Source organism: Nesterenkonia alba DSM 19423 (genome assembly GCF_000421745.1).
Taxonomy (GTDB): Bacteria; Actinomycetota; Actinomycetes; order Actinomycetales; family Micrococcaceae; genus Nesterenkonia; species Nesterenkonia alba.
The window spans coordinates 96256-109680 of sequence record NZ_ATXP01000001.1; the positions used below are offsets into that span (position 1 = coordinate 96256).

The 13425-nt window shown below is 65.7% G+C and carries 9 protein-coding genes and 1 riboswitch; all 9 genes read left to right on the forward strand.

The window, feature by feature from the left end; genetic code table 11:
• Positions 1–46: 46 nt before the first annotated feature.
• The 9 genes from H578_RS0100475 (at position 47) to H578_RS12160 (ending at position 13423) form a co-directional block, all read left to right on the forward strand.
• Positions 47–3397, forward strand: a complete 3351-nt coding sequence (locus H578_RS0100475) for a tubulin-like doman-containing protein (RefSeq protein ID WP_022871750.1) — start codon at positions 47–49, stop codon at positions 3395–3397.
• Positions 3398–3437: 40 nt separating this feature from the next.
• Positions 3438–6137: a hypothetical protein gene (locus tag H578_RS0100480; protein WP_022871751.1), complete on the forward strand. Its 2700-nt coding sequence runs from the start codon at positions 3438–3440 to the stop codon at positions 6135–6137.
• 347 nt (positions 6138–6484) lie between these two features.
• Entirely contained in the window at positions 6485–6928 is a 444-nt protein-coding gene (rplM, locus tag H578_RS0100485) for a 50S ribosomal protein L13 (RefSeq protein ID WP_022871752.1), read from the forward strand.
• Between the two features lie 36 nt (positions 6929–6964).
• Complete coding sequence (gene rpsI, locus H578_RS0100490; protein WP_022871753.1) at positions 6965–7465, forward strand: 30S ribosomal protein S9; 501 nt, start codon at positions 6965–6967, stop codon at positions 7463–7465.
• Positions 7466–7591: 126 nt separating this feature from the next.
• Positions 7592–8944 carry a phosphoglucosamine mutase gene (gene glmM, locus H578_RS0100495; protein ID WP_022871754.1) on the forward strand — a complete coding sequence of 451 codons (1353 nt, stop codon included), beginning with the start codon at positions 7592–7594 and terminating at the stop codon, positions 8942–8944.
• Positions 8945–9112: 168 nt separating this feature from the next.
• A riboswitch (SAM riboswitch) is annotated at positions 9113–9227 on the forward strand.
• Between the two features lie 21 nt (positions 9228–9248).
• Positions 9249–10367: an ABC transporter substrate-binding protein gene (locus H578_RS12150; protein ID WP_051130723.1), complete on the forward strand. Its 1119-nt coding sequence runs from the start codon at positions 9249–9251 to the stop codon at positions 10365–10367.
• Positions 10348–11280, forward strand: coding sequence for an ABC transporter permease (locus H578_RS12155; protein WP_245554857.1), 933 nt, complete (start codon positions 10348–10350; stop codon positions 11278–11280). The genes H578_RS12150 and H578_RS12155 overlap by 20 nt, the downstream gene beginning before the upstream one ends.
• 6 nt (positions 11281–11286) lie before the next feature.
• Positions 11287–11994 (forward strand): ABC transporter ATP-binding protein, encoded by a 708-nt coding sequence (locus H578_RS0100510; RefSeq protein WP_022871757.1) that lies wholly within the window; start codon positions 11287–11289, stop codon positions 11992–11994.
• 43 nt (positions 11995–12037) lie between these two features.
• A complete protein-coding gene (locus H578_RS12160; protein ID WP_022871758.1) occupies positions 12038–13423 on the forward strand; it encodes an LLM class flavin-dependent oxidoreductase in 1386 nt (461 codons plus the stop codon).
• Positions 13424–13425: the final 2 nt, after the last annotated feature.

Here is a 13425-nt window from a genome sequence, read left to right on the forward strand (position 1 = left end):
GCCCGACGACCCCTGAAGGCCGAAGCACACACGAAAGGCACACACTATGGCAGACCAGCCCACTCCCGTCCGGCCGTTCATCTTCGTTGGCGTCGGCGGCACTGGGGGCAAGACGCTCGGCATCGTGCGGAAAACCGTCTCCGATGCGTTGGAACGCGCCGGGTGGGACGGCGGCTGGCCCGCGGCCTGGCAGTTCGTGCAGATCGACGTGCCCGCAGCCCCGGACACCGGCGCCGCCGACCCCGCCTTCGCCCTGCCCCGCAGTGTCTACGTGCCGTTGAGCTCGGCCAAGAGCACCTATGCCGGCTACCACCAATCCATCAGCCAACAGCTGCAGCGCACCTCCGCTGATGCCGTCTCCCGTTACCTCGCCTGGGATAGCTGGCACCCCGAACCGCCCGAAAGCGTGCGGGTCGACATCACCCAGGGGGCCGGTCAATACCGGGCTGTGGGTCGGGTCGCGGCCCTGCACGCGCTGAAGGACATCGACTCCGCCCTCAAACGCGCCCGCGACGCAGCCGTGGACTCCGAGGCCAACGCCCAGTTACGCCGGGCCTTGCAGGAGGTCACCGGTCAGCGGTTCACCGGAGCTGACGGCGCTGATGATCCGGTGGTCTTCGTCGTCGGATCCGTGGCCGGAGGCTCCGGTTCGGGAATGTTCTTAGACGTCTGCGATGTACTGCGCGCCCACGGGCATAGCAACCTCAACAGCATCCTGTTCACCCCCGAGGTGTTCCAGCGACCCACCGGGGCCATCGACCCCGGCGTCGCGCCGAATACCTTCCTCGCACTGACAGAGGCCTCGAACTCCCTGTGGATCACCTCCGCCGAGGATGCTCCGGTCTCCCGCACCCTGCATTTTGCCCGCGCCGGGGTCAGCGAACCCACAGGTCATGACACCTCGACCACATTCCTGCTGGTGGGCCGGCGTAACTCCACGGTGGCCTTCGACTCCGCCGATGACGTGTTCAAGATCGTGGGCCGCTCTGTCGGTGAACTGGTCCTGGACCCCGCGCTGACGGCGAACATCGTCGCCTATGACATGGCTAACTCTCAGGCGGTAGCGGAAGGCGGCACCGACAACCTGGGGCTTTCGGCCTCGGCCACGCGCCGGGATATCGCGCCCTTCCGCTCCATGGGGTTTGCCCGCATGACCGTGGGCCGGGACTTCTTCGACCGCTACGCCACTGACCGGATCCTCAAGCAGGCCGGTACCCGGCTGCTCGAAGGCCACCTGGAACGTCGCCGGCCCGACGATCTCTCCAGCGACGAGGAGCTCAAAGACCAAGCCGTTGATGAAGCCTGGCCCGGGTTCCTCGATGACATCGGCCTTGATGTCGATACCATCGATCGTCGCCTCAACGTCTGGGACGACGACGGCTTCGCCGCCACCCGCCAGCGCTTCACCTCCGCCCTGCAGAACGAGATCTCCACCCTGGGCCAGCAACACCGGCGACGCATCCCCACCCCTGAGGCCCGCCAAGCGCTGGTCAACCGGCTGCAGGTCGCCACCCGGGAGGACAATGAGTACTCCGCCGACGTCGCCACCGTCTTCGGTCGGCTGGTCACCCGGCTCGCCGCGGCGGCCCAAGAGGATGTTCGCCGTGTGGTCCTGCACGCCGCGGCCTCCTACGGTCTGCCGGTGACCATTGACCTCATTGCCCGGCTCATCGAGTCCAGTCGCGGTGCCGCCGCTGAGCTGCGCCAACGCGCGGCCACCGACCGAAAGCACCTCACCGACCGGCTGGCAGTGCTCAGCCGCGGAGTCAGCGGGGAACCCAACGACTTCACCCGGGACAACTCTGACTTCAGCGGGTTCCTCGTCTCATCGACCACTGAAGGCCTCCAGTGGCACGTCAGTGCTCAGCGGCGCGCCCAGGGAGCCGATGTGCTCGAAGACCTCACCGACAATCTGCTGGTGCCGTGGCGGGATGCCCTGCGCGACGCCGCCGGACTCCTCCGCATGGACCTCTACCCGGAGCTCGGAGCCAGTCCCCTGGACATCTGGCCCGGCGAGCACGGGGTGCCCGACTACCTGCAGCCCTCCAAAGTCGAATTCCTGCTCGATGACACCGACACCTTCGCCGACCAGTTCGTCCACGTCATCGAACGTTCCCTCAGCGGAGCTCAAGGCCGGGCGGCTGTGGCCCGGGCAGTCGAGGACATCATCCAGGGCCGCCAGCTGGGACTCAACGCCCGCGGCGGTGAGGTCGCCCGCACCGAACGTCCCTGGGTGCCGGAATTGCGGCAGGCCCGGCCTGCCGGGCAGAACCGCTCCACCGCGCAGATCCACCTGGCCTTTGGGGTGGAGGACATCGCCACCCGCACCCACGCCTGGCTGCACGACCGGGAGAAGTTCGTCGGTAAGTTCCTCAGCCAGTCGCTGGCTGACTATCTCACTGACCCCATGGTGGACGCAGCGGAACGACGTCGGCGTGAAGACGGCGTCGTCGGCGCCTTCGACTCCATGGTCCGTTCCTCCCGCCCGCTGGTCGCCCTGGACCCGGCGCTGACCAACCTCATCCACGGCTCGGCCGAGGCCCCTTACCGTCCGCACGCTTCAGCGCTGAACATCCCCAGTGAAGCCACGGACCTACGCCAACGGCTTCAAGACTCGGCGGCCTCCCTGCTCGGTGACCCCTCCGCAGTGCGGTTCACCACCGATCCGCGCAGCGACGCGATGATGATGACCCTGCTGCGCGAGCCCTACCACTTAGTGGAGATCGCCAGCATTATGGCTCCCATCGTCGAACAGTGGCAACAGAGCACCTCCACCCGGATGTGGAACTTCCGCCGGGCCCGACCGCTCCCCGAATGGGTGCCACTGTCTCCGGCGGCCCGCCGCGCCCTCATCACCGGGTGGTTCGCCGAACGGTTGCTGGGCCGGGCCACGATCACTGTGGAGGGCAATAAACCGGTCCTCTCCGTGGAGGTGGACAGCACCCGGCACCAGCTGCCCCAGCGCGGAGTGCGGGAAGCCACCCCACAGGATCACGTGGGGCTGCTGCTTGAGGGGCTCTTCGCCGCTTTCGTGGAGGTTTACCGCACTAAGACCTTGGACGCCTTGGTGCCCTATCAGCACCTCATCGGTGTGGGGGCCTCCGTGCCGCAGGCGAGCAACGACGTCGTCTCCTGGGTCGCCGGAAGCGTGCAGGCCCCCGGGGCTGCTGATCTGCAGGATCCCGAAGCCCGCGACCTCTCCCGCCAGGACGCCGCACATTGGCTCATCGCCGAATGGCGCACCGGCTACGAGGCCATCGGCGGCCGGCTGCACAACCACGCCGCAGCCCAGGCTCACGCCACCTACGAGGTGATCCACGACGTGCTCGAGGCCCTCACCACGCTCGATGCCTGTGTGGAGCGTGGCACCGGGTCCAACCTGCCGGGCCGCCTGTGAGCTGGTGGGAAGATGGCAGCCAGGTGACGGAGGTGGACAGGTGACGGTCGGCGTCGTCGTGGTCTGTCCTCCGGTGATCCTTGAGCAGGCCACCGAGTGGGGCCGGGCCGGGCTCATTGCTGACAGCCTGTGGATCAGCAGTGAGCAGGTCGACAGCATCGACCCGGATGAGCCCAACAGCATCACTGCCCGCCGTATCCGTCCCCACCGGATCGATGACGGCGTCCGCCTGGCCAAATCCCTCTCTGCCCTCGGGTCGCTGGATGAGGCCCGCATTGGATGGATCCGTACCCCTGCCGAGGATGCCACCCGACCCATCGCCGAGCTGGAGGCACTGCTGCGTCAGTTGCTGCCGGAGGATACGTACCGGTGGTTCGATATCGTCATCCCGCAGCGGCGCACCGACGCGGAACTCGCCCCGCTGCCCGGACGATGGGTGCGCCTGCGGGTGCTCCCCGAAGACCGGGCCACTCCTGATGTCACTGACGCCGGATGGGACCTGGACCTGCACGTGCCGCTGCACGCCTCCCTGGCCGCCATCGGCATTCTCGGAGGAGTGTTCACCCAGACACCCTGGGGCGCGGCAGAGGCCAACCGGCACTACGAGTTCCGGGCGTTTAGCCGACTGGTGCTGGGCCGAACGGTGGCCCGCTCAGCGGCTGAACGCTACTTGGCCGAAGATCTCCCGGCGCTGGCCGCCGGAGAAGCCCACCCGCGGCGTTACCTCACCGTGGAGGGTGCCGAGGCCGAGCAGGTGCTCGACTCCGCGGTGCATCACGTGCTGGCCGAGGGGGACGCCGCCCTGAGCTACACCCCGTTACCGCCCAGTGGGTTCGAACCCCCGCAGAAAGTCAGCCTGCTTCAGCACCTGCGGCAGATGGTCTCAGTGCTGCTGACCGGGCTGCTGGCTCTGCTGGGGCGGCGCATGGTGCCTGAGGCGCTGCTGCCGGACCGTTTCGACTTTACCGATCTGGGGTACTCGGTGGAGCGGTACTCGCTGAACCTCGGCTGGGGGCTGCGGATCCGCGACTACAACGCCGACGACGCCGCAGCCGCCTCGGCGGCGCGTCGTGACCTCACTGCCGAACGGGAGAAGCTACGCAGCCGTTCTCACCCGGTACCGCCCGGGGTGTGGCGGACTGTCGCTGGAACCGCCACCGCACTGGTCGACGGAGCAGAGCAGGTGACCAGCTGGCGGCCGCCGCAACGTGAGAACCGCACGGTGACGATCCCACCGGAGGTGGTCATCCCGGAGACCGCAGCCCCGCAGACACCGAACCCGGAGGCACCGAACCCGCAGGCACCGGCCCCGGAGGTTGACCAGAGCCTCGGCGTCTTCGCCGAGGAGGGATCCGCCGCCGCCACGGTCGCACTGGCAACGCTACATGCCCGGCGCCCGGCACCGGTCACCGCCTGGGTCACCGAAGAACAGGTCTCAGCCACCGTCTCCGCCAGCGCTGAGGAATTCGCCCGCCACGGAGCCGCCCGTGATGCCGAGGCACTCAATGCCCAGCTCAGCGACTACCCGCAGGCCACCGGGCAGGTGGGTGGGCAGGTCGCACGGGGGTACTTTGAGAGGCTCCGCGGTGCCGTAGCCGGGGCCGCTGTGCGTGCTGACCTCGACGCCGACCGGTGGATGGACATCGCCGCCGATGAGACGCTCACTGAGGCCCAGGACTGGCAGGAACACGAACGCTCTTTCCGCCGCCGCAGTTGGCTGGGCTTGGGTATCTTCGCAGCCCTGGCCGCCGGATGGTGGTACTTCGCCGCCGACCTGCTGACCGTTTTGCCCGCCTGGTTCAGCGTTCCACTAGGCTTCGTCATCCTCGCTGTGTTCGCCGTGGCCCACCTGGTCGGTACCTTCACCGGATTGTTCCGGGCCTATCAGTCCTATAACGAACGCGGACGACGTCGGCTCGAATATCGGCAGATGTTCTACCGCCATAGCCTGCACGCCGCACAGGAAGCAGTCCGCCTGCACTCCGCGCGTCGGGTGCTGGGCCGGTGGGCGGTGATCCTCACTGGGATCTTCCCGCGGGTCGAGAACCCGCACGAGGAGCCCGAGCAGAGCACTGTGCCTGAGCGGAGCCCGAAAGGTACCGCCTTCGCCCAACCCACATATCAGCGCCGCGAACTGACCCTCTGGTTGGCCGATGAGGCCGCCGAGCCCGGGTGGCGGCACCGCGCCCTGGCCTGGGCTGCCCGCGCCGATCAAGGGGTGGACGCCGAAGCGGACGCCTTCGCTGAACTCTGCACCGACGATGGCTTCACCGGAGGACTCCTGGCCCGGCTCGCCGAAGACATCAGCCACCTCTGGCGCGACTACGAGCGCAGCCTGCGCACCGAGATCGCCGACTCCCTGGCCAGTCGGCTCGTCGAAGACGGCACCCGCGCGCTGGAGATCATCACCCCCGAGCACCGTGCTGCCGCCATTGCCGCAGGGGAGCGTCCCGCCCCACAGCTCGAGGACTTTCTGGCCGAACCCTGGCCACAAGACGACGACGCCGACCGCTGGCAGCGCGACTACCGGCTCGCTGGCACTCGTGGCGGCTCCGGTGAGCCCCGTGCCGGTGCCGCCAGCAGCGGCCAGGAGCGCATCGAAGAGCTGGTACCCGATGTGCTGGCACTGACCGTGCGGCTACAGCACCGCGAACTGGAGACCTTCGAGGAGGTTACCGCCCCCGCCGAGTCCTCTCCGGATGCCGGGCAGGACTACCACCCCACCCGTGGCCGACTCTGACCCCGGGTGCGCGGAGACGGGCGCGCCTGGCACCCAGCTGGGGCACGGAAGCGCGTGAGGGCGTACCGGTGCGGTGGCGTCGTCGTGCGCCCTCCGGTATAGTGATGGGTTGTTGTGCGTGTCCACCCCTGCGCGGACTCGTGTCGAGGCGGCTTCCGTTGCATAGCCGAAACAGCCTCCACCGACCGCAGGGACCCCACGGGCCCGGCACCGTTCCAGCCCTCACCTGGAGCGCCGGAAGCGCACTCGCAAGACTGACAGTGCATCAGGCACTGGTCCGGCGTGCATCTCACACGCGCCCGGCCCACGTGCGCTGAACCGTAAACCGACCGTAAGGCAAACACACCGTGCGTACGTACACTCCCAAGCAAGGCGACAATGACGCCCAGTGGCACGTCATCGACGCCACCGACGTCGTGCTCGGCCGGCTCGCCAGCCACGCAGCGACCCTGCTGCGCGGCAAGCACAAGCCGACCTTCGCCCCCCACATGGACTCCGGCGACTTCGTCATCATCATCAACGCGGAGAAGGTCGCCGTCACTGGTGACAAAGCCAGCAAGAAGCGTTACTGGCGGCACTCCGGCTTCCCCGGCGGCATCAAGTCGCAGAGCTTCGAGGAGCTCATCCAGCGTCACCCCACCCGCGTGGTGGAGCAGGCGGTCAAGGGCATGCTGCCCAAGAACAAGCTCGGCCGTGCTCAGCTGACCAAGCTGCGCGTCTACGCCGGCAGCGAGCACCCGCACACCGCCCAGCAGCCCAAGCCCTACGAGATTACCCAGGTCGCCCAGTAATCCGGGCCCGACTCGACAGACCTACAGAGGAGAACCGTGGCTCAGAACACTGAAGAGCTCACTGAGACCGAGGGGCTGACCAGCTACACCTCGGAGTCCGCCCCCAGCACCAGCACCGAGGAGCCCGCCGCCGAGCGTGCTCCGCTGACCGTGCCCGGTGCCGCCATCGGCCGCCGCAAGCGCGCCCGCGCCCGGGTCCGGATCATCCCCGGCTCCGGCCAGTGGACCATCAACGGCCGCAGCCTGGAAGACTACTTCCCCAACAAGCTGCACCAGCAGGAAGTCAACGACCCCTTCACCCTGCTCGGGCTTGAAGGCGCCTACGACGTCATCGCCCGTATCGACGGTGGCGGACCCTCCGGTCAGGCCGGTGCACTGCGTCTGGGGATCTCCCGGGCGCTCAACGGCATCGACCGGGACCACAACCGTCCGGCGCTGAAGAAGGCCGGCTTCCTCACCCGCGACGCGCGCGCGGTGGAGCGGAAGAAGGCCGGACTCAAGAAGGCCCGCAAAGCCCCGCAGTACTCCAAGCGGTGATGCTCACCGTGTGTGGTTCCTCCCAGCGCTGATTGCGGAAGAACCTCACAGCTTCATATCGAAAGTGCCCCGTCCGGTCCCCGGGCGGGGCACTTTCGCGTTCCCGGCGTTAGACTCAGCTTCAATATGACCAGACTCTTCGGAACCGATGGTGTGCGCGGGGTGGCTAATGGGCTGCTGACTGCGGACTTAGCTCTTCGTCTTTCTCAAGCTGCTGCGGTGGTGTTGGGTCATCAGCGTGTTGGTGACCGACGTCGTCCGGTGGCGGTGGTGGCTCGTGATCCGCGGGTCTCGGGGGAATTTTTGTCCTCTGCAGTGGAAGCGGGGTTGGCTTCTTCTGGGGTGGATGTTTTTGATGCGGGGGTGTTGCCGACTCCGGCGGCGGCGTTCTTGGTGGCTGATATTGATGCGGATTTCGGGGTGATGATCTCGGCGTCGCATAATCCGGCTCCGGATAACGGGATTAAGTTCCTCGGTGCCGGGGGGCATAAGCTCGATGACGCGGTCGAAGATGCGATTGAGGCGCAGATGGGGGCTGAGCCGTTGGCACCCACGGGGGCTGATGTGGGTCGGATCCGTCGGTTCTCCGATGCGGAGGACCGGTATGTGGTCCACCTGTTGCAGTCTTTAGGTGGGGTGAGCCTGGCAGGGCTGAAGATCGTGATCGATTGTGCTCATGGCGCCGCTAGTGGGTGTTCGCCGGAGGCTTTCGCTGCAGCTGGCGCTCAAGTGGTGGTCATCGGGGCGGAGCCCGATGGGATGAACATCAACTCCGGGTATGGATCCACTCATTTGGGGGCCCTGCAGGAGGCAGTGGTGGCTCAAGGGGCTGATCTGGGGGTGGCCCATGATGGGGATGCTGATCGGTGTCTGGCGGTGGATCACACCGGGGCCGTGATTGACGGGGATCAGATTATGGGGATCCTGGCCCTGGGGCTCAAAGAGGCCGGCACTCTCGTGGAGGACACCTTGGTTACCACGGTGATGAGTAATCTGGGGTTGAAACTGGGGATGGCTGAGGCGGGGATCCGGCTGGTGCAGACTCAAGTGGGGGATCGGTATGTGCTCGAAGGCATGCGTGCTGGGGGATATTCCCTGGGTGGGGAACAGTCCGGGCATTTGATCTTCGCTGACTACGCGACCACCGGGGATGGGGTGCTGACTGGGTTGCAGCTGGCTGCACGGGTGGCTGCTACTGGTAAGACTCTGCACACTCTGGCGGCGGAGGCGATGACTCGTTTGCCACAGGTACTCATCAATGTCACCGGGGTGGATAAGGCCAAAGTGAAGACCGATCGGGTGGTTCTTCAAGCGGTGGCTGAGGTTGAGGCCCGCCTGGGAGACACTGGCCGAGTGCTCTTACGCCCTTCTGGAACCGAACCGGTGGTCCGGGTCATGGTTGAAGCCGAGACCGCCGCCGCTGCTGAAGCAGAATCTAAACACCTCGCCGAGATCGTCGGTACCCACCTCGCCCTATAGAGTTTGCAGCACCCCCGCAGGCGTGCTGCAAACCGGCGTACTTCTCGTCGAACTGTCCGAACTCATCCAGCACCGCGCTGGCGTGCTGCGAACCACATGCGTGAACATATTTCCTTGTGTGACACGTTGAGTCGAGTTGTGTTCAAGTATCCCCTAAGCTGAGTCCACACCCCATCACGAGCGGCTGAGAGATCTGGCTCGATGACGCCGCAGCAACCCGGGAGTGCAGGAGTGATGTTCCTGTGCATCGCAGGCCGGGTGCTACCGCCAGGACCGATGGAATCGATCAGTGAGGAACCGCACCATGGCGCAGCTCTCGCCAAAATATGTTCATAGTTTTGTTCGTCCTGCTGTGGCGGGACTGGCGCTCATCGGGCTGCTGACTGCCTGCTCTGAAGTCGGCGCCGCCGGAGAAGGCCAGGATCACGACGACGCCGGTCCCTTGAGTTTTGATGATCCGCTCCCCGAGGAGGTCCCGGAAGGAACTGAACTGGTCATCGGAGATCCCGCCACCCAACGGGCACTGGAACTCTCCGGGGAGATCGACGAGCTCTCCTTCGACGTCGAATGGGCCAACTTCAGTGGCGGGCCCCGTACCTCGGAGGCTTTCCGGGCCGGGGCATTGGACGCCGGAGCGGTCGCCGAAATCCCCGCCCTGCACGCCTACTGGACTGACCTGCCGACCCGGACGATCACCGCCAGCCGCAAAGTCGACCACCTCGAGCACCCGGTCTATGAGATCGGCATCGCCCCCGGGGTTGCCGATGAGGTCGAGACCCTCGAAGACCTAGAAGGCTTGCGGATCGCTTACAGTCCCGGCCAAGCCCAGGGCGCTCTGGTGCTTCGGGTGCTCGACGACGTCGGACTCACCACAGACGACGTCGAACTCGTCGAACTGGCCAGTACAGATGACACCTACCCCAATGCGCTCAGCAGCAACCAGGTCGACGCCGCCCCGTTGGGCATCCAGTCGGCCATCCGCTACGCCGATCAGTACGGCGAGGATGGTGCCATCACCTTAGAGCACGGACTCCGGGATGACCGCGGGGGGATCTACGTCCACGCAGAGAGTCTCGAGGACCCGGCCAAGGCGGCAGCACTGGTCGAATACGCCCACTACTGGGGCCGGGCACGGGCCTGGATCGACGCCCATCCGGAGATCTGGGCTGAACAGTGGTACGTCGAACACCAGGGCCTGACTCCCGAGCAGGCCGAGGAACTCCTCGAGTTGGAGGGCGACCGTGAGGTGCCCAGTTCCTGGGAGGAGATCATCGCCCAAGACCAGGAGACCGCAGACATCCTGCTGCAGGAGCAGGACCGCGCTGAGCCGATCGATGTGGAGAATGAGATCTTCGATCTGCGGTTCGAGTCCATCGCCGGGGAAGCCTGGGAAGAAGCGAGGGATGAATATGCCGATCAGTGACGTCACAGAGGCCCGGCCCACTGCACAGCGACCGACGACGCCGGCTTCACCCGCTCCCGCCGAGGCCGCCTCCGCTGCCACGGCACCTGCCGTCACGGTCCCGGGCCCATCCAGTACCCGGCTGGGTCCGGTGAGTATCCGGCCGCTGGGACTGGGTCGGAAGTATCCCTTCGGCTGGTCCTACGGGATTGTGGCGCTGTTGCTCATCTGGTCAGTCGGCAGCATCCTGGGGATCATCGATCCCCGCACTCTGCCGGCGCCCTGGGTCATTGTCGAGACACTGTGGTACCAGCTGGTCGAAGGGCGATTGCCCGAACATATGCAGGCCTCGGTGGTCCGAGCTGCACTGGGGTTCTCCGCAGGATTCGCTGTCGGGCTGGTGCTAGCGGTCATTTCCGGGCTCAGTCGTCTCGGTGAGGGATTCATCGATGGTCCGGTGCAGATCAACCGCGCCACCCCGGGTCTGGCCATGATGCCACTGCTGATCCTGTGGTTCGGCATTGGGGAAGACATGAAGATCATTACCATTGCCCTGAGCGTGATGATCCCCATCTACATGCACACCCACAACGGGTTGCGCGGCATTGACAAGCGTTACATCGAACTGGCCGAAACACAGAAGGTCAGCCGGTGGACGTTCATCCGGCACGTCATCTTCCCCGGCTCCCTGCCAGGACTGTTCCTCGGGCTGCGCTTTGCGGTCTTAAGCTCGTGGCTTTCGCTCATCGTGGTCGAGCAGTACAACGCCACCGAAGGGATCGGTTACATGATGACCCTGGCCTCCACCTACGGTCAGACCGATGTCATCATCGCCGGGCTGGTCGTCTACGCGGCTCTCGGTCTGGCCCTGGACAGCGGCGTGAAGGCCCTGCAGCGATTTGCTCTGCGGTGGCGGAAGACGATCGAAGGGTAGGCGACCATGACTGCAACTGATCTGCTGGCCGCCCGGGTCACCGCACTGAGCCGACGGTTCGGGGATAAGACCATCCTCGATGACATATCCCTGGACGTACTCTCGGAGGAGTTCATCGCCCTGATTGGTAAATCCGGCTCGGGAAAGTCCACCCTGCTGCGAGCCATCGCCGGTCTCGACCACGGAGTCGCTGGCAGTGGAGACATCGCGGTGCCGCGGCGGGTCTCCTTTGCGTTCCAAGATTCCCGGCTGCTGCCGTGGAAGCGCGTCCTCGACAACGTCATCTTCGGGCTCGAGGCCCCAGACGCCGTCGAACGGGGTCGAACCCTACTTCAGGAGGTCGGCCTGGCTGGACGGGAACGCTCCTGGCCCTATGAGCTCTCCGGCGGGGAGCAACAGCGGGTCGCCTTGGCCCGATCCCTGGCCGGAGAACCGGAACTATTGCTCATGGATGAACCCTTCGGTGCTCTGGATGCCCTGACACGGCGCAGAATGCACAAACTGCTGCTGCGGCTCAAAGACATCCATCGTCCGGCGATCATCTTGGTGACCCACGACGTCGAAGAGGCTGTGACCCTCGCCGACCGTGTCCTCGTCCTCAAAGACGGCCAGATCGCCGAGGACCTCCCCGTCGTCGCAGACCGTCCCCGCGACGTCGAAGACCCCGAACTCATCACGATCCGCAAGACTCTGCTGCAGCACCTCGGCGTCTGAACCGTACGCTCAGCCGCCCGAGATGCCGGATAAGGAGCACACCATGACCAGACGAGACGACGCACCCCTACACCTCAACGCCTTTCTGATGAGCGTGGGACACCATGAGGCTGCCTGGCGGCTCCCGGAGAGCCCACTGCACCGGGAAACCCAGGTGGACCATTACATCAGCCTGGCGCAGACCGCCGAGCGGGGGAAGTTCGATTCCATCTTCTTCGCCGACAGTCCCCAGCTCTACACCGATATTGGGCGGCGTCCCGCCGGAGGTCTCGAACCCCTGACACTGCTATCAGCTATCGCGGTTCACACCGAACGGATCGGGCTGATCGCCACCGCCTCCACCTCGTACAACAGCCCGTACAACCTGGCCCGTCGGTTCGCCTCGATCGATCACATCAGTCGGGGACGGGCCGGGTGGAATATTGTCACCACCGCCGGGCCGAACGCCGCTCGAAACTTCGGGCTCGAGGACCAACCCAGCCACCGGGAACGCTATGAACGGGCCGCCGAGTTCCTCCAGGTCGCCCAGGCACTCTGGCAAGGATGGGAGCCCGAGGCGGTGCTGGCTGATAAAGCCACTGGCATATGGGGCGACAACAGCAAGGTCCACCCCGCCGACCACCATGGGCGGTTCTACTCTGTGGCCGGTCCGCTCAACGTCCAGCGGACACCTCAGGTGTATCCGCTGCTGGTGCAGGCTGGCTCCTCTGAGGACGGGAAGAACCTCGCGGCACAGTACGCCGAGGCGATCTTCACCGCCCACCAGCGCATTGAAGATGCTGTTGCCTTCTACGACGACGTCAAAGCGCGAGCGGCCCGCCACGGACGGGATCCGCACCAGGTCAAAGTTCTCCCTGGCATCGTGCCGATCATCGGGGCCACCGAATCCGAGGCGCGCTCCAAGGAAGTGCAGCTGAACCGGCTGATCCGCCCGGAATACGCTCTGCAGCAACTCACCCAGACCCTCAGGTTGGAACCCGGGGAGCTGAGCCTCGACCAACCATTGCCGGAATATCTTCCCGACGAGGACGAGATCGAAGGCTCGAAGTCCCGGTACAGTCTCATCGTTAGTCTCGCCCGTCGGGAGAACCTCACTGTGAGGGAACTCATCGGACGTCTCGGTGGCGGGCGTGGACATTTCACCTTCGCCGGCACCCCAGAACAGGTTGCCGATGTCATCGAACAGTGGTTCACCCACGGAGCCGCCGATGGGTTCAACATCATGCCACCGGCCTTGCCCTCGGGGCTCGAAGAGTTCGTCGACACCGTGGTTCCCATCCTTCAAGAACGGGGACTGTTCCGCAGCGATTACACGGCCACCACACTGCGCGGCCACTACGGGTTACCGGTTCCACCGTTCACCCGGCCACAGGAGCTCAGCCGACCTCGAGCCGCCCTGGCCATCGAGAGCACCAGGGAAGGACACTGACC

Coding starts and splice junctions, on each gene's coding strand:
- H578_RS0100475 (WP_022871750.1), top strand. CDS start 47: ATGGCAGACCAGCCCACTCCCGTCCGGCCGTTCATCTTCGTTGGCGTC.
- glmM (WP_022871754.1), top strand. CDS start 7,592: ATGACCAGACTCTTCGGAACCGATGGTGTGCGCGGGGTGGCTAATGGG.
- H578_RS12150 (WP_051130723.1), top strand. CDS start 9,249: ATGGCGCAGCTCTCGCCAAAATATGTTCATAGTTTTGTTCGTCCTGCT.
- H578_RS12155 (WP_245554857.1), top strand. CDS start 10,348: ATGAATATGCCGATCAGTGACGTCACAGAGGCCCGGCCCACTGCACAG.
- H578_RS0100510 (WP_022871757.1), top strand. CDS start 11,287: ATGACTGCAACTGATCTGCTGGCCGCCCGGGTCACCGCACTGAGCCGA.
- H578_RS12160 (WP_022871758.1), top strand. CDS start 12,038: ATGACCAGACGAGACGACGCACCCCTACACCTCAACGCCTTTCTGATG.